We start from the raw sequence: 19,748 nt of genomic DNA on the forward strand, positions 1-19,748 counted from the left end.
ATAAAGAGAGAAAACATTAAGGGGAGGATATATAATGACCATAAAGTATCGCGGATCAGTTATATTAGTTAGAGACCTAAAGGCTACGAGAAAATTTTATGAGGATATACTTAATCAAAAAGTTAGATTAGATCATGGTGAATGTATTGAATTCATTGGAGGTTTTTCCATTTGGCAGATAGATCATGCAAATAATATAATGCTTGGACACTCAGTTGATAAAATTGAAATAGGAAATCATGGGAATAATTTTGAATTATATTTTGAGTGTGAAGATATAGAAGATATCTATAAAAAGCTTTTAGATTTAAAAGCAGGATTTGTTCACACCCTATTTGAGCAGCCATGGGGTCAACGTGTATTCCGCATCTATGATCCTGAGATGAATATAGTTGAAATAGGAGAGCCAATGGAATGCGTAATAAAAAGATTTCTTGGATTAGGGTTAAGTTTAGAAGAGGTTTCAAAACGAGCTTCAATGCCAATGGAGATTGTACAGAGGGTTGCAGATAAGAAAAATTGATACAGATTTATAATACTTTGTTTAAGTTGAAAAATTTAAGTGAGCATTCATTAGATTGTAATGGTCACTTAAACCTATTTTAATAGCTTGGAAGAATCTGTGATAAAATGTTAGTCTTTAAATATGGTAAAATGCAAAGACCAGAATATGGGTTTGAAGAATATTTAAGTAGATTTCATAATAAAGATAGTATAAGGGAAGATGTCATTAAAGATAAAGGAAATTGCATAACTCTTACTTGGCTAAGCCTAATATGGGGATATCATCCTTAATTTAATTACTTAAGATACAAGCATATTTGCTGGTATAGCTTTGAGGATTTTAAAACTACATGTAGTGGATGGTTTTTATAGAAAGAGAATTGAACGGAAAATCAAGAACTAAGACAACAAGAGGAAGCCTTTAATGATAAGGAGGCCTCTTGTTATTTTATTATTAGTAGCAATATATTACAAACAAAGTTTTTAGAAAAGACACTATATTTACTTTTGAGGCATAAAATATTCTATATATGAAAAATTAGGCTTGTTATATATAGAGAAATGGCAATAAATTTTTTGCATTTTGGTTCCTTGAAAAGTATTGAAGCTTTAACTATTCAAAAAATCAAAATGTAGATTTATAAGTGCCTTCTATATAGTTCATAATTTTTTGGAGGTGAATGAAATGAATATAAATGAATTAATTAGCCGAATGAATATTAAAGAAAAGGCTGCACTTTGTATAGGGGCTAGTGCTTGGTGTACTGCTTCAATCAGGAGGCTAGGCATTCCGCAAATAGTCATGGCCGATGGGCCTCATGGAGTAAGACGTGTAGAGAATGTCGATGAAGTACAAAATGTTTTTTCACACATAAAAAGTTTACCTTCAACCTGTTATCCCACTGCTTCCGCAGTGGCATGTACATGGGATACAGAGCTTGTTAGAGATATGGGTGAAGCCATTGGACGGGAATGTATCGCTCAAGAAGTAGATATACTTTTAGGCCCAGGTAATAATATGAAGCGTACGCCACTTTGTGGTAGAAACTTCGAGTACTTTTCTGAAGATCCATATTTAAGCGGAGATTTAGCAGCTGCATTTATTAATGGAGTACAAAGTAAAGGTGTCGGAACAGCTTTAAAGCATTTCGTAGCCAATAATCAAGAATACAAAAGACATACTACTAGCTCGGAAGTAGATGAAAGAACTTTAAGGGAAATATATCTTGCAGCATTTGAGAGAGCAATAAAGAAATCAAATCCATGGTCTGTGATGTGTGCTTATAATAAATTAAATGGGACTCACTGTTCTGAAAACTATGGGCTTCTAACCAAAATACTTAGAGAAGAATGGGAATTTGATGGGGTTATTATGTCTGATTGGGGAGCAGTTTATAATAGGGTAGAGGCATTAAAGGCAGGGGTCGATCTAGAAATGCCAGGGCCTCAGAAAAAATCCTTTAAAGCCTTAATTAAAGCCATCAATAGTGGAGAAATTGAAGAAGATATATTAGATGATGCAGTTCGAAATATATTAAATATAGTAGTTAAATGTAGTGAAGTAGAGAAGGGTAATGAAAGCTTTGATATGAATTCTAATAATGAATTAGCCAGAAAAATAGCAAGTGAAGCTATGGTTTTATTAAAGAATGACCAATCTATACTTCCTATTACAGATATAAAGCATATTGCTATTATAGGTAAAGCAGCAAAAAATCCTCGTATCCAAGGTGGTGGGAGTTCAGAGGTTGATCCGACAAATATGTGCATCCCATATGACGAGATAAAAAGCTTCGCCAAGGAGGCAAAGATATTTTATCAAGAGGGTTATGGAGATGAGGAAGAGATAGATCAGAATATGATAGACGATGCAATAGATATAGCTAAGGATGCCGAGATAGCACTGATATTCATGGCTTCACCGGCACATAAGGAATTCGAAAGCTATGATAGGGAAGATATAAAGCTCACAAAGCATCAGATACAATTAATAAAGGCGGTGGCCTCAGTACAGCCTAAAACCGTAGTAATTTTAAATAATGGTTCTCCAGTTTCAATGAAGGAATGGATTGATCATGTACCTTGTGTATTACAGACATGGCTCATGGGGCAAAGCGGTGGTGGAGCCGTGGCGGATATCCTTTTTGGAAAAACAAATCCATCGGGTAAGCTAGCCGAGACATTTCCCATCAAATTGAGTGACAATCCAGCATATATTAACTACCCAGGAGAAAATGACAAGGTAATATATGGCGAGGGCATATTCATTGGATATAGGTACTATGATAAAAGGGATATAGAGGTGCAATTTCCATTTGGATATGGACTATCCTATACAACCTTTGAATATTCAAATCTCCGATCTTCTTCAGATCAATTCAAGGACATAGATGGCTTAACCATAACCGTTGATGTGAAAAATACTGGGAAAATAACTGGAAAGGAAGTTGTTCAACTATATGTAGGTGATAAAGAATCGAGGCTAGTCAGACCTAAAAAGGAGTTAAAGGGTTTTAAAAAGATAGAGCTACAGCCTGGGGAAACTAAAACCCTTTCATTTCAACTTGAGATGAGGGATTTTGCTTATTATCATCCCAGATATGAACAGTGGATAACTGAAGATGGAGAATTTGACATCATGATAGGCAAATCCTCAAGGGATATTCCTTTGACTAAAAGGGTTAGTCTTATTTCTACCACAGAGCTTCCTTGTACTTTAGATTATAATAGTACTGTGAGGGAATGGCTTGAGGATAAGAGGGGTAAAAAAATCATTGAATCGCTTAGTCAGGATATCATGAATAGAAAAGATTTTATGCAATTAGCAGGGGAATCCAATGTGGATATATGGAAAGCGGCACAGGATACTCAATTGATATTTTTATTAAAACAAATATCTTGGGCACTGCCCCTAGTACCTAATATCATTATGTCAAGGCTATTGTCCCAAGTCCATGGTAGAAGAAGATAGAAACAAAAAACCAATCTAATTCCGATTGGTTTTTTTATTTGTAAAGAGTTCAAGGTGAATATTAATGTTAATGTATATATTTTAAATGATTGCCTTTAAAATATATTATAATTATGTATAATGGAAATAATTCTACTTAATAGGGGAGGTATTTGATGAATACTTTTTTTGCATCACTTTCTATTTTATTTGCACTCAATATAGTTTTAGCTATAGCAATTATTTTTCTGGAAAGGAAAAAACCCACTGTTACATGGGCATGGATTATAGTACTGTTAGTTCTTCCAGATATTGGATTTATTCTGTATTTATTATTTTCACAGAATTTGAGTAATAAGAAAATATTTAAACTAAAGGAGGAGGAAACAAGGCTTATCGATCTACTTAAGAACGAAGAAATATATCTTTTAAAAAACAATCAAATAAATTTTAAAGATAAATCAATGGCAAGATATCAAGACATGATTTATATGAATCTAATAAATGACAATGCTTTTTTCACACAGGATAATGATATAGAAATTTTTACTGATGGCAAAGCAAAATTTGATGAACTCCTTGGGTCTATTAAAAAAGCCAAGCATCATATTCATATGTTATATTTCATAATAAAAAATGATTCCATTAGCAAGCAAATACTAAATGCTTTAATAGAAAAAGCAAAGGAGGGAGTAGAAGTTAGGCTCCTTTACGATGCCATGGGCAGCCAAGTCATTCCAAGAAAAATACTAAGGGAATTAGAAGCTGCCGGTGGAAAATATGCTGCTTTTTTCCCATCTAAGATTCCCTATATAAATTTCAAATTGAACTATAGAAATCATCGTAAGATAGTTGTTATTGATGGTAAATATGGATTTATAGGTGGATTTAATGTTGGAGATGAGTACCTTGGGTTAAACAAAAAAATGGGATACTGGAGGGATACCCACTTAAAGGTTAAAGGGAGTGCTGTTCTTAATATTCAAACTAGGTTCATGCTAGATTGGAGGTACGCATCTAGGGAGAATATAAAGAATTTAACTGAGTATTATTCTGCTGTGGCCTCAACTGGAAATGCAGGTATTCAAATTGTATCCAGTGGACCGGATTCCAAAGAGGAACAGATTAAGTATGGATATATTAAAATGATTAATTCTGCTAAAGAGAGCGTATATGTTCAAACTCCATACTTTATACCAGACGATACCATACTGGAAGCTTTAAAGATTGCCGCTTTATCAGGAGTGGATGTACGGATTATGATTCCAAATAAACCTGATCATATATTTGTTTATTGGGCTACATATTCATATATAGGAGAATTATTAAAGGCTGGGACCCGGGCGTATATCTATGATAAAGGCTTTCTACACGCTAAAACCGTTGTTGTAGATGGGAAGATTGCATCGGTTGGTACAGCAAATGTTGACATTAGGAGTTTTAAGCTTAATTTTGAAGTAAATGCCTTTATATATGATACGGATATTGCTGGTGAGCTAAAAACTATTTTTGAAAAAGATATAAATGATTGTAAAGAAATTACTAATAAAATCTATTCTAAGCGTTCCAATATTATTAAGATAAAGGAATCCATTTCAAGGTTATTGTCTCCTATATTGTAGGGTGATAGTTCTATTTAATTTTTGATAGCTTCTATTTGAATTTTCATCATATAGGGATTTTAGTATGAACTTTAATTTATACTATGAAAACCCTATATAGATATTCCATTTAAACAGTTAATTTATACACATCAAAAATCCCTAGAAACATCGGATATTTTGAGATATATAAATTAAGTTTAACTTTGGGAAATCTATATAAAATATCCTTTTTGAGAGTTTGGCAAAACATTAACAAAATGTAATAAAAAAATCGACAAAAAAACAAGGAAATCGACATAAAACGTCAAAGTTAGTTATTAAGTACATAGGACTTATGAGGAGGATAATATATGTTGAAAAATTTGAAGTTACGTAAAAAAATTATTTTACTATTTATTGTAACAGGTCTTATTCCAGTCATAATCATGGGTTTTGTATCAATGAATGCATCAAAGAATAACATACGAAAGGAAATTTTTAAGGGAAATAATCTCTTTCTCAAGTCAACAGCTTCACAGCTTAATGCTTATTTTGACGAAAGAACAGGTGATGGAAGGGTACTAGCTTCATCAAAAAATATTTACAATATAATTAATACATATTCAGAGTCTGGAAAGGAATCAGAAGTCTGGAAGGAATCATATAATGATTTGCACACATTTTTAGCAACGGTAAAGGAATCATACAATTATGAGACTATATTTTTAACAAATGAAAATGGGAAGATTATCTTTTCCACTGATAAGTCCAATGAAGGAATTGATCTTTCAGAGAGAGATTATATTCAAGAAACATTGAATAATAAGCAGAATTGGTCACAACTATTTTATTCCGAAAACATCAAAACAAATGTTATTGTATTGTCTACTCCAGTATTTAAAAATGGGTCATCAGGAAAGCTTATAGGAACATTGAACTTCGTAATTACACAGCATATCATAGATGACATAGTTCATGATGGAGTTGAAATATTAGCAAAGATTGGAGATGCTTATCTAGTTAAAAGTGATGGTACTTTACTTACAAATACAAAGCTTGGAGATTTTACTGAAGATGCGGCTCTTAGGCAAAAAATAGAAACAAAAAGTGTATCTATGCTTTCTAAAGCCATTGAGGATAGAGATTTTCAATATTCTAATACCGATGAGTACAAGAATTATTTGAACAACAAAGTATTAGGTTCTGTTGGGGTAATCCAATTCGGAAGGGATGCAGTAGGACTGGTTATAGAAGTGGATAGTGCCGAAGTATTTGAGGATGCAAATTTTCTTCAAAAATCTTTAATTATTAGTATATTAGTTATTATTCTACTAGGTATACTACTGGTAGTATATCTCTCAGATTTAATTACAAAGCCTTTGATTAAAACCAATGATATGTTAAAGGATATAGCAAAGGGTGAAGGTGATCTAACTAAAGCCCTAGCGGTTAACTCTAATGATGAATTAGGAATACTTGCAAAGTGGTTTAATTTATTTATATCCAAAATAAGGGATGTAGTAATCCAGGTTATAAGTAATGCAGATGTATTGGCTGAGTCCTCTGAACAATTGGCCCTGGCAATGGAACAGTCAAACAAGGGTATGGAGGAAATTGCTAGAGAAATAACTGTTATATCAGATGGATTACAAAATAGTGCCAGTGTTATAGAAGAAGCAACGGCTAGTACTCAAGAGATTGCCAGCGGTTCTATGATAATCTCAGAGGAAGCAGAGAATGTTTTTGAAAAAAGTGAAGAGACTCTAAAGGCTGCAGAATTTGGTGGAGATAAATTAAGTGAGGTTGTTTCGGCAATAGATAGGGTTAAGCAATCCTCTGACAATATGTATTCTGTTATTAAAAATCTGAATGATTCATCTGTTCAAATAGGTGACATAGTAGCAATGATTACTAATATTTCAGAGCAAATAAACCTATTGGCCTTAAATGCGGCTATTGAGGCAGCAAGGGCGGGAGAACACGGAAGAGGCTTTGCCGTTGTTGCAGATGAAGTAAGAAAGCTAGCAGAAGAAAGTAAGGACTCAGCGCATAAGATCACTCAATTGATTAATGATATTAAAAGTCAGGCGGAAACTGCTGACAAATCAGTAAAAGAAGAGTATGAGATAGTAGAAATGAGCGTGAAAAAAGCAAAGGATACAAACCTACAATTTAAGAGGATTTTAGAATTGATGGAACAAATAACATCCAGAATAAAAAATATATCGGATTCATCGAGAAAGCAATCAGAAATTACTAAGGATATGACTAAAGCTATGGAGGAAATTTCTGTTACAACTCAAAATAATGCAAATGCTTCCCAGCAGATTAGTGCAGGTATAGAAGAACAAGTAAGTACCTTTGAGGAAATAGGTGCCAGTGCTGAAGAACTCAATAATATGGCAAATAACTTAAAAGAAGAGACAGATAAATTCAAAACAAAATAAATAAGCGAACCATATTGTATCAATACTTCTTTCCTTTAGTGTATATCATTTCTGGAGGGAAAATCTAATCAAAATCTCAAGGGTGTTATGCCCTTGAGATTTCCATTTGAAAAGCTAATATGAAGTGAGAAAATTATAAACCAAGATACATTGATTTTAATATATAAAACAATAGTGGAATGAAGATTGCGGGCAGCATATTTCCTACCTTTATTTTTTTTATTTCCAGCATGTTAAGTCCAAGTCCAAATATTAATAATCCACCAACTGCTGACATTTCCGTTATCACAAAATCCACTAAGAAGGGTTTCATAAATGACGCCGTAATAGTTATAAATCCTTGATATAAAAACACCGGTATAGCAGAAAATAATACCCCTATTCCTAGTGAAGATGTAAAAGCTATAGAAGAAATTCCATCTAATATGGATTTTGCAAAAAGGGTCTGGTGATTATTAGTAAGTCCGCTTTCTAAAGCACCTATAATGGCCATAGAACCTACACAATAGATTAAACTGGCATTAACAAATCCTTTAGATATACTATCACTAGTATTGGAAAATAATCTTCCAAAGGGTTTTTCTAAAAATTTCAATTTAACTTTGGCAAAAACCTCTATTTTTTCGATTTTATGCTCGATTATTTTTCCAAGGCCTTCAAGTCTATCCTCTATTCTTAAAAATTCTCCCAGTATACTGCCTATTGCAAGACTAAAAATTAAAAGCAGCATATTTTCAGTTTTTAAAGCATTCATTATACCTATTAGAATAACAGCTAGACTTATTGATTGCAGCACTGTTTTATTATATTTCTCAGGAATACCCCCTCTAAATATAAGCCCTACTGTACTTCCCATTATTATTGCAAAAACATTGACTATAGTACCTAGCACTGCTCTTCCTCCTCGATATTTGTTATAGCTTGGTCTTTCATAATTATAAATTTGCTATTTACCAATTATACTTTATAATAATATAAATAGATAGGGAATTAAAGAGAAATATTAAATTCTATGTATATAAATCACCTGCTAATCTATATTTACATTTTTATATTAATATAGGACATATGTCCTTTAAAGGAGTTCATTATAATGATAATCTATAGGTATAGAGCCAGAGGGTTATTAGATGGAGGATATTATGATGTATAAATCGTTTGCAGTTTTATCAGGAATATTAGTGGCTTTAATGGTAACTTGTAATGGTACTTTATCAAGTTACTTAGGGGACTATCCAGCGTTAACATTTATTCATGCACTGGGGTTTATAACAGTTATAGTTGTTTTAATCCTAAGAAAAGAAAGGGTTCCCGATCTAAAGGGCATACCTATTTACTTATTTACTGGGGGTGCTATAGGAGTATTTATGATATTCTCAAATAATGTTTGTTTTACTTATCTGGGAGTATCACTTACGGTAGCATTAGGTCTTTTGGGTCAATTAATCGCTTCTTGCTTTATAGATCATTTTGGCTTATTTGGCATGAAAATCAGTAAATTTCATAAAGAAAAAATAATTGGATTTATAGTAATATTAGTCGGTATAGTTTTTATGATTATATATTAGGGGGTGGAAACTTTGACCTATATAATATTGGCATTTTTAACAGGCTGTGCAGTAATCCTATCCTTGGTAATAAATTCAAAGCTGGCTGAAAAGATAGGTATATTTCAAGGATCATTAGTTAATTATACTGTGGGACTTCTATTTAGTACTTTAGTTTTAATATTTAATTATAGGCATATAAACATGGCAATTGAACTTTTTATAGATATACCTTTTTGGGTCTATTTAGGTGGATTTATTGGTGTGATAGTTTTATCAATTAATAATATAGTAATACCTAAAATCCCTACTATATATTCAACCCTACTTCTTTTTATTGGTCAGCTTTCAATGGGAATGTTAATTGACTTTGTCATAGGCAATACTATCTCAATGGGTAAAATAGCTGGTGGACTACTCATATTAAGTGGTATGCTATATAATTTCTATGTTGATAAGAAAGCCTCTGATAATATAATTATTGATGAATAGGACAAATTAATAAGGAAAACAATCAGAAACAAAGAGATAGGAGCTGCCAAAGCATGTTGGTAGCTCTTTACTTATATAAATTCTTGTCGGATTGAACGTTCTTTTTATTAATTTTCAAAATCCTACATCTATATATATAAAATATTTTAAATTTTATATGTATAAGTTGATATGGGGTTTAAATAGAATAATAATGTAAAGAATTAAAAAACGGTAGTAGTTATGGATTAAAAGAACCATAATAGGGTAAATGAAATATAAAATAATTAAAGGGGAGTTAAAAATGGAGCCTTCTATTAATGAAAGAGTCAGTGAAATGTTAAGGGAGCATAGGGATTTTTTTAGAACGGAGAAAACCAAGGATATAAACTTTAGACTAAAACAGCTTGAGATTTTAAGAGATTCAATCAAGGAAAATGAACGACAGTTGATTGAAGCTCTTCATAGTGATTTAAATAAATCAGAATATGAGGCATATTCATCGGAAATTGGTTTTTGTCTCGATAGCATTCGTTATATTATAAAACATTTAAGGTCTTGGGCAAGGACAAAAAAAGTAAGAACCCCCTATTTTCATGTAGGGACAAAGAGTTATATATATTCTGAGCCCTATGGAACTGTATTGATAATAGGGCCATTTAATTATCCATTCCAATTACTTATAGAGCCCCTCATAGGAGCTATGGCAGCAGGGAATTGTGTGGTTTTAAAGCCCTCTCAATATACTCCTCAGGTATCTGGATTAATAACTAAAATGATCAAGGAAAATTTTTCCCAGAACTATATAAGAATCGTGGAAGGTGGAAGGGAGATTACTTCGGCTTTAATCAATAAGCCCTTTGACTACATCTTCTTTACCGGTAGTGTTAATGTTGGTAAGATAGTAATGGAAGCAGCTGGTAAGAATCTAGTGCCAGTAACCCTTGAATTAGGGGGGAAAAGTCCCACTATAGTTGATAGGGAAGCAAATCTAAAGGCCGCCGCACAAAGAATTGCTTGGGGTAAGTTTTTAAATGCAGGGCAAACCTGTGTGGCGCCAGATTACATACTCGCCCACAGGGATATAAAGGAAAAGCTAATTAGTGAATTTAAAAGTATATTAAAGAATTTTTATGGGGATGATCCACTTCACAGTAATGATTACGGAAGAATAGTGAATAAAAAACAATTTCAAAGATTAGTACAGCTCATAGATGGAAAGAAGGTAGCAGTAGGAGGTAGATATGATGAAGAAAAGCTATATATTGAGCCTACTATTTTAGATAAGGTACAGTGGGATGACATTATTATGGAGGATGAGATCTTTGGACCGATTTTACCAATAATAGAATATGAAAGCCTAGATGATATAATAAAAACTATAAATGATCGTCCAAAGCCATTAGCCCTATATGTATTTTCTGAAAATAGTGATGTGGCTAAAAGGGTTATTGATGAGGTTTCCTTTGGTGGAGGATGTATAAATGATACCATATCCCATTTAGCATCTCCATATTTGCCCTTTGGTGGGGTAGGAACATCAGGCATAGGCAGCTATCATGGCAAAGGTAGCTTTGAAACATTTTCCCATAAAAAAAGTATCATGAAAAAGACCACGAAATTTAGTCTCGCCATGCTATACCCTCCCTATGATAAAAGAAAGGTCAATCTTTTGAGAAAGATATTTAAATAGAAAAGGGCTTTATGCCCTTTTCAGATTGTTGACAAAGTCAACAAGATGTCAGGCTGTTGAGAAATCCGAAGTTCGAGGCGTGCTGAAACCGAGAGGCCGTAGCGTATACAGACATACGTAAGGGTTCTTGGTTGAAGCAGCAACGAAGAAATTCGGGTTTGTCAACAGCCTGAAAAGGGCTTTATGCCCTTTTTGTGTTTATATATATTTCAAAAAGGTGTACAATGGGATTAAATAAAAAAACATAGATTGTGGGGGGAATGGATATGAAGGTATATATCAGTGCTGATATAGAGGGCATAACAGGGGTTACTACCTGGAGTGAAACGGAAAAGGGTAATGGTGATTACAATCCTTTTGTGAAGCAGATGGAGAAGGAAGTTTGCGCCGCATGTAGGGGTGCAGTGAATGCTGGTGCAGAGGAAATCTGGGTCAAGGATGCCCATGATAGCGGGAGAAACATTGATCCAGCTATTCTTCCAAGGAACGTAAAATTAATTAGGGGTTGGAGTGGTCATCCATTTTCCATGGTACAGGAGCTAGATGAATCCTTTGATGCCCTTATTTTTGTTGGCTATCATTCCTGTGGAGGTTCTAAACACAATCCATTATCCCATACAATGAACTGTGAAAATGTTAATTACATAAAGATAAACGATAGATACGCCAGCGAATTTTTACTTCACGCCTATGCGGCTGCAACGGTTAATGTTCCTGTAGTATTTGTAAGCGGAGATGAAGGCCTTTGTGATGAAATAAGTGAAGTAAATGAAAAGATAAGTACCCTTGCAGTTAAAAAGGGTATAGGTAACTCTACCATTAGTATCAATACCGACTTAGCTAATGAACTTACGGAGAAGAAAGTAAAAGAGGCATTAATGGGGAAGTTAGATTTATGTAATATAAAGCTTCCAGATAGCTTCAAGGTTGAGATTTCATACGCAAACCATATTAGGGCATATAAAGCTTCCTTTTATCCTGGAATGAAGCAGATATCACCTACAAATGTGTTATTTGAGACAAATGACTATTTTGAAGTTTTACGAATGATATCATTTGTGGTTTAAGCTTGATTTTGTGTCAACTTCATTGATTTGGATGGGAAAAGTTAATACAATAATTGAAAAGGATAAAAAATCTGTAGTTGAGTACAATAGCTACAGATTTTTTTGTTCTCAATATTTTTTATTTATTACTAATATACTCATCCAATGCCTTAGACAACTGATCAGGGCAAGATGTAGACTTAAACCCACACGTTATACCACGAAGTTTTTTGATTACTTCATGGATATTCATTCCTTCAATTAACTGACCGATTCCCTTAAGATTTCCTGGGCATCCCGAATAAAATACTACATTCTTTACTAAATCATTTTCAACGGTAAAAGTAATTTTTTTTGAACAAACTCCTTGTGGAATGTATGAATTCATTTTTATCCCCTTTTCTAGTATAGATATTTTGTAAATCCCAATATTATATAGTTTAGTATTATATTAATGACTAAAGAAAAGCTTGTCAAGTTAGATTATTATTTATTTAATATTGCTATTAGCTGTTTTACAGTAATAAAACCTATACCTTTCTCCGATAGTAATGGGTAAGCTGACTTGATGGCCTGGGCAGTGGCTTTTCCACCTTCAACTCCCACATGGCCAATTCCTATGGCATATCCTCTTTTTAAAGCTATATCACCTAGCTTTAGTATCTGTTTTCTAATATGGGCAGTATCCTTAGTGCCATCTAAGAACACATCTCTGGTAAGGCATGGAACCTCTAGGATCTCAGCTGTTTCGGAGATCACTGACTTAGGTGAAGTTTTGCTATCCACAAAAAATAAATTTTTATCCTTTGCTACTTCTAATATAGCTTTCATTATTCTTTTATCTTGTGTGGCCTTAGAACCCATATGATTATTTATACCCGTTGCATATTTTATTTCCTTTAGCCCATCATATACGATGGATTTTACTTCTTCATTAGATAGATCACAGGTAATTCCCCTTGGTCCCAGCCATTCTTTTTTTCCAACATTGGGTTCCATGGCAAGATGCATGATGACTTCTAGATTGGCATTATATGCAGCCTCGGCATCCGATGAGCTATAGGGCATAAATGGCATTACCGCCGCGGTAATAGGAATATTTAAATCCATCATTTCATCTGTGCCGTCTCCATGATTGCCAAAATCATCGATTATTAATACTATATAGCCTTTAGAATTTAAATCGGTTTTGATGCTTGAGGCCTTATTAAAGAATATTTGAAACATAATTAGTAAAAAAAAGATGGACAATATTATTAATAAAAGTTTAAACAATTTCTTCCTAGTAATAATTATCCACATAATATACACTTCCCTCACATTAGTTATTTAATATATAAGTATATAATTCTCCATATATTATGCTTAATTTAATATAAGATTGTAGAAAGCCTTTAGTTGGTGTATTATGTTATAGTCATGCTACACTAAAATTTATTAATGTTTAAAGTAGCACTGCTATAGGGATTCTAGTCAAAACTTTAATTTAGAACTCTCTATATAAGGAAAATATCTCTATGAAAAGGTGGTATTAATTTATGACACTTAACAAAGGAAACCTGTGTATACATAGTGATTTTGAAATAAGAGTAGTAAGAGAGGATGGGAATGATATTGACTTATTTATCCCCATTGGAGATAGAACCTTAAATTTGTATCTAGGGGAGGATATAGAAGCTATAAATTCTAGATTGCAATTTTCTATAGTTAAGAACTTGATATTTAGGTTTAGTATGGATAAGGACAATAATACATCAACTATTCATATGCTTAGGAGCATAGATTTGTATTCATCAATTGTAAATTTTGAAATAGACTATAGTAAGCGTATGATTGAGATAAAGGATAAGGAGTACTTTGTGGAAATGAGGATAAAGGATAAGCAAAACTGTTGATAAACTTATAAATATTACAGGTTTATCAACAGTTTGTTTCATTCATGTTAAAAATTCTAAAATTTAAACTATTTATAATGAAAAAATCATATAATTATAATAACATAAATAATAACATAAATTTTATTTTGACTTGAGGGGGTATTTTATGTTAAATGGTAAGAAAATCAGAGAAATTAGAAGAACCTTAGGGTATACTGCTCGGGATGTAGAGATTCTTACAAAGGACACCAAATATGGAGCCTCAATTTCAAAATCATATCTAGAGGAGTTAGAAAGAGGTGACAAGAAAAATCCAAGCTTTCAAAAGATAGAAGTCTTAGCAAATGTATTATGCTGTAAACTAGATGATTTAGTGTTAAGGGCGGAAGCTTAATAGATAACGATATAGTAAATACAGAACGGTTCTATGCCGTTCTTTTTTAGTTCCTACTATATAGAAATAGGAAAAAAATAGATAAATATGTTGAATTATATAGTATTTATAAGGTAAAATAATTATTAGAGCAAATTGCATAATTACTTTCTATAAAAACCATCTACTATATGTAGTTTTAAAATCCTTAAAGCTATACCATCAAATATGCTTATATCTTAAGTAATCAAATTAAGGATGATATTCGCATATGCAATTGTGCCAAGTAAGAGTTATACAATTTTCTAATTAAATAACAATCAAATAACAAATAAGAGGTGTCATATGGTTAGAACGATTATGTGGATTATCTATTTTATTTATCGAATACTGGTTATAACGCCATATTTGATAACTCTCAAGTCCCTTGATAAACAAGATAGAATAGATGAGAGGGATGAGCTTGCTTATGATATATCTAGAAAGTGGGGCTATAATTTAATTAAAGCAAGTGGCTCTAAAATAAAAGTTATAGGACAAGAAAACATACCAAAGGATCAAGCAGTACTTTTTGTTAGTAATCATCAAAGCTATTTGGATATACCTGTATTACTTGGATATATTGATAAGCCAAAATCATTTATAGCTAAGGCAGAACTAAGCAAATATCCTTTATTTAGTACATGGATGAAGGCTATGAGATGCATCTTTATTGATAGAAGCGATGTTAGACAATCATTGAGGGCCATAAAAGAGGGTATAAAGCTTTTGAAGAACGGATATTCCTTAGTAATTTTTCCAGAGGGAACTAGAAGTAAGGATGGTAACCTAATGGAATTTAAGCAAGGCAGTTTGAAATTAGCAACTAAATCTGGAGTTCCCATAATGCCAGTTACCATTAATGGAACTAAGGACATAATGACAAGGGGAACACTATTCATTAAACCTACTGATGTTGAAATCATAATTTCAAAGCCAATATTTATGGATGAAGAAACAGCCAAGGATTCCAAGGCTTTAAATGAAAGGGTAAGAAATATTATAAGTGAAAATTTGAACACTACTCCATAATGGAATAGTGTTTTTTAAATGGACAAAGGGACTTTTTTCCCTTTTACCTAATTACATTGATGCCGAGGATACACCTTAATCGAAGAAAAGACGATAGTTCCATAGTAGAACTATCGTTTCGGATTGTAAACTCCTGGATAAGTAGGAGTTTTTATAATATGTTAAATTAGTCTTTAGGATACTTGTATTGTGGATCAAGCCAACATATCCTACAAAAACCACGCTTAGTAATCAGATTAGAGAATGTCCTGTATTTCTACCACTTTAAGATATATTATATTAGCATTGTCTAAAATACGGTAGTTTGTTAAACAATAGTAATAGTCTCGTTGCCTAATAAAAAATGAAAGTGCAATCATTAAATCCACGATGATGCAAAATATATGTTGTACTTTTTATTTTATTTATCTATTTTTTTTTCTAATTCTATATCTTGTTCCCAGTTTTCATTTCCGCCAGTATCCAATATAAACTTGCTCCACAACTTTCCTGTTTTAGTATCTAATATTACCTGATTATATGTATTAGCTTTATAATATTGATATCTACCAATAGTATTTTTTTCATTATTAGATGATATATATATTATATTTTTTATTAAATATATAATATATATATTAGTTATTATTATACAAATAATTAAAATAAAATTAATATATTGAATATATCTTTTCATAAAATTCTAATTAACATTCTTATCTATAGAATACTCTATGCATTTAGGGCTTTTTACATTATCAACATATTCATTTCCACCATATACAGTTGTAGTTTTACCTGTATCTATATTACCATTATATATTCTATATACGTCCCATTTCTTAACTTCGATATTATATAAATCATAATTAACACAACCATAAAAATACCTTGTATTACACGATGAACTTTCACTTGGTCCACTAAAAGTTTCACCTCTATTCCATGTTTTGCTAACTGTTCCAGATACAGAGCCTGTTAATGATAGTTTTATAACACTTTTGATCTCAGTGGAACCACTTACACTAACTGTCCCAGATACTGATTTTGAAGATGATAGAGTTTTAGTAGATCCTCTAGCAACACTTATCAAAAACTTCTTGTTTTGATAAGTATCACAATCCACTTCACGCAGATCTTTTTCTCCAACAGTATAATAAGAATGGTCATATACTTCTGTAATTACTCCTCTTGTTTTTACAGATGAATTTTTTAAAGATTCATCTATAAATTTAATTTTTGCGTTAGGATTGTATTGTGCTTTAAATTCTTTGTAGGTGCTTACATTAAAATTTTTTTCTCCAGCAAAACAAGTTGCTGTCATAGATAAGATTAACAACATGACAGTAATTAATGATAAAAATTTTCTTTTAAACATAAATATTCACTCCTTATTTTATTTTTATATTTTACTTATTAAGTATAACAAAACAAATATAGAAAATAAAGTAATTTTTAAAATATTTTTACATTTTTATATAAATTTAATAACTATCAAAAAAATGCTAAAATATAAATTCATATCCTATGGAATAATAATGCTCTCTTTAATTAAATTCTTAAAAGTTTCTTTTGATACTAGGGGATATACATAGCAATCTAAAAAATACTATGCTAAGACTGTAAAATTGAATACACTAATATTATGTTAAATATTTTTAGAAGTTGTCTTAGGATAAGAAATTCTTAATAATTTCATTTACAATATCCTAAGCCTTTGCATAATCATTCTCCAATAATTTTTTATTTATATTGCGTGAAATGTTTTTTTAATCGTACCATCCACCATTTTGTATAATTACACATGGTTCTAAGTGTGGAAATATACAAAATAAATATTTACAACCTACCTACTAGTATGATATAATTCTGATACAATAAAAAAAGGAGACTAAGAGAATGGGAAAAAAAGTTTTTGAGAAAATAAATTTAGGTGGTATAGAAGTTAATAACAGAATAGTTAGATCAGCCACAGGAGAGCTTATGGCAGATTCTAATGGTTATGTTACGGACAGACTAATCAAAATGTATACGGATTTATGTGATGGAGATATAGGTTTGCTTATCACAGGGTTAACGGAAGTAGTTGAGGGAACCTTGACATATACATTAATGAAAATAAGTGATGATTCATATATAGAAGGTTTAAAAAGACTTACAGATGCCGTACATGAAAAAAATGGCAAAATAGTTGCACAATTAGTACATCATGGGGCACAAGTAAAAGGTAATCCAGATTACACGCCATATAGTCCTTCAGGTGTTGGTGATGAAGAATCGTCTTTTAAGCCAAAGGAAATAACTAAGGAAGAAATCAAGAAAGTAGTTGAAGATTTTGGTGATGGGGCACTAAGAGCTAAAAAAGCCGGATTTGATGGTGTTCAAATCCATGGAGCCCATGGATATTTCTTTAGCAGATTTTTAACTCCTTATTATAATAGAAGAAATGATGAATATGGAGGAAGCATTGAGAATAGAGTAAGAATAATATTAGAAGCATATGAAAATGTTAGAAGCAAGTGTGGAGAAGATTTTCCTGTATTTATTAAAATGAATATATCCGATTTCCTAGAAAAGGGTGGTCTTACCTTTGAAGATAGTAGAAAAGCAGCAAAGCTGTTCGCCCAGGCAGGTTTTGATTCCATAGAGATAAGTGGAGGCATTAGGAGGGGAGATCACCTTCCTATGAGACCCAAAATAAAAACGGTAGAAGATGAAGCGTACCATAGGGATTATGGGGAAATCATAGCTAAGGATTTAGATATACCAATTATTTTAGTAGGCGGATTCAAAAGTTTAGAAGTAATAGAGGATGTAATATCAAACACAGATATAGAAGCTGTTTCCATGTGTAGACCATTTATAAGAGAACCTCGATTATTGAATAGATGGTTAGATGGACAAACTGAGAAATCAAAATGCATCTCGTGTAATCAATGTTTCAGTCCAACTGGAACGACTTGTATATTTAACAGAAAGTAACAATCTTTTCTGTGCAAAATATTGTTGAGAAGCTGTTTGTTTCATAGAATATGAAATATGAGATAATTGAGGAAATTGCATAACTCTTACTTGGCTGAGCTGCATATGTTTATATCATCCTTTATTTGATTACTGACGGTATAGCCTTGAGTATTTTAAGGTTACATGGGTTATATGGCTTCTATAGAAAGTAATTATACAATTTGCTTAATTAATAGAAAAGGACTTGGGAAATGGAAAATAGAAAAGAACAGATTATAAGTTTTTCAATTGACTTTATTAAAAAATATGGGTTTGATAGTTTTAGTTATAAAGACTTATCAGAAGCTGTGGGGATAACAAAGGCCACCCTACATCATCATTTCCCCAAAAAAGAAGATTTAGGGCTTGCTGTTTGTAAAGCTTTGAAAGAGAATGGTCAAAAATTAAGAATGAAGACGGATGGGTTGAATACCGCAAAGGAAAAGCTTAGATATATATTTGATGATGCCATTGATTATGTCAAAAGAATGGAGATTTGTCCACTGTGTTCATTACAGGCTGAGTATAATGTAATACCAGATTCCATGAAGAAGATGGTTATCGATTTAAGCGAGAGGGAGATTGATTTTATAGCTCAGATTCTTCAAGAGGGAATAGATGAGGGTAGTTTTGAATTTAAGGGTAATCCTAGAAGTATGGCTCTTATGATATTGACTTCATATAAAGGTTCTATATTATATTCGAGGACAATTAATGGGGATATTATTACCCTTGTGCTGCAGCAGATTTATGATCAAATTATAAAATAGATAAAAATTGATTTTTGCAGGATTTCATACCATTGTAAAAAATATCATAGGTAAGGATTTAAAGGGTTGTCTCAAAATTTAGGCTATTGTCTTTGAGACAGCCCTTTTTTTATTGAAATGAGCAAATTGTGTCAAGGGGACGGAGTTATTGACAACAGTAGAAATCTGATATACTATGGTCTAGGGGTGTATTTATGCCAAGAAAAGCTAGAAGAAAAAGTGAAAGCGGTATATATATAATGATGAGAGGAATAAATTGTCAAAGTATATTTGAAGATGAGGAAGATTGTATGAAATTTATACAAACCATAAAAAAGTACAAAGAGAAAAGTGGATACCAAGTTTATGCTTATTGTCTAATGGGAAATCATGTACATGTATTATTAAAAATAGGTAAAGAACCATTAGAACAAGTAATGCGTAGGATATGTGGA

General features: G+C 32.1%; 18 protein-coding genes. 14 read left to right on the forward strand and 4 right to left on the reverse strand.

Annotated elements, in window-relative coordinates; translation table 11 throughout:
* The first annotated feature begins 34 nt into the window (after positions 1 to 34).
* From N4A68_03625 to N4A68_03640, 4 genes are all read left to right on the forward strand, one after another.
* Entirely contained in the window at positions 35 to 523 is a 489-nt protein-coding gene (locus N4A68_03625) for a glyoxalase/bleomycin resistance/dioxygenase family protein (GenBank protein ID MCT4563406.1), read from the forward strand.
* 666 nt (positions 524 to 1,189) lie between these two features.
* Positions 1,190 to 3,475, forward strand: a complete 2,286-nt coding sequence (locus tag N4A68_03630; protein MCT4563407.1) for a glycoside hydrolase family 3 C-terminal domain-containing protein — start codon at positions 1,190 to 1,192, stop codon at positions 3,473 to 3,475.
* Positions 3,476 to 3,630: 155 nt separating this feature from the next.
* The gene (gene cls, locus N4A68_03635) at positions 3,631 to 5,076 is read left to right on the forward strand and encodes a cardiolipin synthase (protein ID MCT4563408.1); all 1,446 of its coding nucleotides are present in this window, start codon (positions 3,631 to 3,633) and stop codon (positions 5,074 to 5,076) included.
* Positions 5,077 to 5,408: 332 nt separating this feature from the next.
* Positions 5,409 to 7,484: a methyl-accepting chemotaxis protein gene (locus N4A68_03640; protein ID MCT4563409.1), complete on the forward strand. Its 2,076-nt coding sequence runs from the start codon at positions 5,409 to 5,411 to the stop codon at positions 7,482 to 7,484.
* 133 nt (positions 7,485 to 7,617) lie between these two features.
* Here N4A68_03640 and N4A68_03645 read toward each other — a convergent pair whose 3' ends face one another.
* Complete coding sequence (locus N4A68_03645; GenBank protein MCT4563410.1) at positions 7,618 to 8,376, reverse strand: DUF554 domain-containing protein; 759 nt, start codon at positions 8,374 to 8,376, stop codon at positions 7,618 to 7,620.
* A 250-nt stretch (positions 8,377 to 8,626) separates the two neighbouring features.
* On the opposite strand from N4A68_03645, the gene N4A68_03650 reads away from it, so the two are divergent.
* The 4 genes from N4A68_03650 to N4A68_03665 all read left to right on the forward strand — a co-directional run bounded on the left by N4A68_03650 (position 8,627) and on the right by N4A68_03665 (position 12,262).
* Positions 8,627 to 9,052 (forward strand): DMT family transporter, encoded by a 426-nt coding sequence (locus N4A68_03650; protein ID MCT4563411.1) that lies wholly within the window; start codon positions 8,627 to 8,629, stop codon positions 9,050 to 9,052.
* A 12-nt stretch (positions 9,053 to 9,064) separates the two neighbouring features.
* Positions 9,065 to 9,523, forward strand: a complete 459-nt coding sequence (locus tag N4A68_03655) for a DMT family transporter (protein ID MCT4563412.1) — start codon at positions 9,065 to 9,067, stop codon at positions 9,521 to 9,523.
* Between the two features lie 283 nt (positions 9,524 to 9,806).
* The gene (locus N4A68_03660; protein MCT4563413.1) at positions 9,807 to 11,195 is read left to right on the forward strand and encodes an aldehyde dehydrogenase; all 1,389 of its coding nucleotides are present in this window, start codon (positions 9,807 to 9,809) and stop codon (positions 11,193 to 11,195) included.
* 266 nt (positions 11,196 to 11,461) lie between these two features.
* Positions 11,462 to 12,262 (forward strand): M55 family metallopeptidase, encoded by an 801-nt coding sequence (locus tag N4A68_03665; protein ID MCT4563414.1) that lies wholly within the window; start codon positions 11,462 to 11,464, stop codon positions 12,260 to 12,262.
* A gap of 118 nt (positions 12,263 to 12,380) precedes the next feature.
* Here the strand turns inward: N4A68_03665 and N4A68_03670 are convergent, their stop codons facing one another.
* Together N4A68_03670 and N4A68_03675 are read right to left on the reverse strand one after the other, a co-directional pair.
* Positions 12,381 to 12,629 (reverse strand): TIGR03905 family TSCPD domain-containing protein, encoded by a 249-nt coding sequence (locus N4A68_03670; GenBank protein ID MCT4563415.1) that lies wholly within the window; start codon positions 12,627 to 12,629, stop codon positions 12,381 to 12,383.
* A 98-nt stretch (positions 12,630 to 12,727) separates the two neighbouring features.
* Positions 12,728 to 13,543 carry a divergent polysaccharide deacetylase family protein gene (locus N4A68_03675; GenBank protein ID MCT4563416.1) on the reverse strand — a complete coding sequence of 272 codons (816 nt, stop codon included), beginning with the start codon at positions 13,541 to 13,543 and terminating at the stop codon, positions 12,728 to 12,730.
* Positions 13,544 to 13,779: 236 nt separating this feature from the next.
* On the opposite strand from N4A68_03675, the gene N4A68_03680 reads away from it, so the two are divergent.
* From N4A68_03680 to N4A68_03690, 3 genes are all read left to right on the forward strand, one after another.
* Positions 13,780 to 14,136, forward strand: a complete 357-nt coding sequence (locus N4A68_03680; protein MCT4563417.1) for a hypothetical protein — start codon at positions 13,780 to 13,782, stop codon at positions 14,134 to 14,136.
* A gap of 148 nt (positions 14,137 to 14,284) precedes the next feature.
* A complete protein-coding gene (locus tag N4A68_03685) occupies positions 14,285 to 14,512 on the forward strand; it encodes a helix-turn-helix domain-containing protein (protein MCT4563418.1) in 228 nt (75 codons plus the stop codon).
* 324 nt (positions 14,513 to 14,836) lie between these two features.
* On the forward strand, positions 14,837 to 15,562 hold the full coding sequence (locus N4A68_03690) for a 1-acyl-sn-glycerol-3-phosphate acyltransferase (GenBank protein MCT4563419.1): 726 nt from the start codon (positions 14,837 to 14,839) through the stop codon (positions 15,560 to 15,562).
* 682 nt (positions 15,563 to 16,244) lie between these two features.
* Here N4A68_03690 and N4A68_03695 read toward each other — a convergent pair.
* Positions 16,245 to 16,919, reverse strand: coding sequence for a hypothetical protein (locus tag N4A68_03695; protein MCT4563420.1), 675 nt, complete (start codon positions 16,917 to 16,919; stop codon positions 16,245 to 16,247).
* Positions 16,920 to 17,440: 521 nt separating this feature from the next.
* Between N4A68_03695 and N4A68_03700 the strand changes: the two genes are divergently transcribed.
* From N4A68_03700 to N4A68_03710, 3 genes are all read left to right on the forward strand, one after another.
* Positions 17,441 to 18,523: an NADH:flavin oxidoreductase gene (locus N4A68_03700; protein MCT4563421.1), complete on the forward strand. Its 1,083-nt coding sequence runs from the start codon at positions 17,441 to 17,443 to the stop codon at positions 18,521 to 18,523.
* A 233-nt stretch (positions 18,524 to 18,756) separates the two neighbouring features.
* Complete coding sequence (locus tag N4A68_03705) at positions 18,757 to 19,314, forward strand: TetR/AcrR family transcriptional regulator (GenBank protein MCT4563422.1); 558 nt, start codon at positions 18,757 to 18,759, stop codon at positions 19,312 to 19,314.
* Between the two features lie 194 nt (positions 19,315 to 19,508).
* Positions 19,509 to 19,748 (forward strand): transposase (locus N4A68_03710; protein ID MCT4563423.1); only part of this gene is annotated, 240 nt, incomplete at its 3' end.

The organism is Maledivibacter sp., assembly GCA_025210375.1.
Lineage (GTDB): Bacteria > Bacillota > Clostridia > Peptostreptococcales > Caminicellaceae > JAOASB01.

Coding starts and splice junctions, on each gene's coding strand:
- N4A68_03625 (MCT4563406.1), top strand. CDS start 35: ATGACCATAAAGTATCGCGGATCAGTTATATTAGTTAGAGACCTAAAG.
- N4A68_03630 (MCT4563407.1), top strand. CDS start 1,190: ATGAATATAAATGAATTAATTAGCCGAATGAATATTAAAGAAAAGGCT.
- cls (MCT4563408.1), top strand. CDS start 3,631: ATGAATACTTTTTTTGCATCACTTTCTATTTTATTTGCACTCAATATA.
- N4A68_03640 (MCT4563409.1), top strand. CDS start 5,409: ATGTTGAAAAATTTGAAGTTACGTAAAAAAATTATTTTACTATTTATT.
- N4A68_03650 (MCT4563411.1), top strand. CDS start 8,627: ATGATGTATAAATCGTTTGCAGTTTTATCAGGAATATTAGTGGCTTTA.
- N4A68_03660 (MCT4563413.1), top strand. CDS start 9,807: ATGGAGCCTTCTATTAATGAAAGAGTCAGTGAAATGTTAAGGGAGCAT.
- N4A68_03665 (MCT4563414.1), top strand. CDS start 11,462: ATGAAGGTATATATCAGTGCTGATATAGAGGGCATAACAGGGGTTACT.
- N4A68_03670 (MCT4563415.1), bottom strand. CDS start 12,629: ATGAATTCATACATTCCACAAGGAGTTTGTTCAAAAAAAATTACTTTT.
- N4A68_03675 (MCT4563416.1), bottom strand. CDS start 13,543: ATGTGGATAATTATTACTAGGAAGAAATTGTTTAAACTTTTATTAATA.
- N4A68_03680 (MCT4563417.1), top strand. CDS start 13,780: ATGACACTTAACAAAGGAAACCTGTGTATACATAGTGATTTTGAAATA.
- N4A68_03685 (MCT4563418.1), top strand. CDS start 14,285: ATGTTAAATGGTAAGAAAATCAGAGAAATTAGAAGAACCTTAGGGTAT.
- N4A68_03690 (MCT4563419.1), top strand. CDS start 14,837: ATGGTTAGAACGATTATGTGGATTATCTATTTTATTTATCGAATACTG.
- N4A68_03695 (MCT4563420.1), bottom strand. CDS start 16,919: ATGTTTAAAAGAAAATTTTTATCATTAATTACTGTCATGTTGTTAATC.
- N4A68_03700 (MCT4563421.1), top strand. CDS start 17,441: ATGGGAAAAAAAGTTTTTGAGAAAATAAATTTAGGTGGTATAGAAGTT.
- N4A68_03705 (MCT4563422.1), top strand. CDS start 18,757: ATGGAAAATAGAAAAGAACAGATTATAAGTTTTTCAATTGACTTTATT.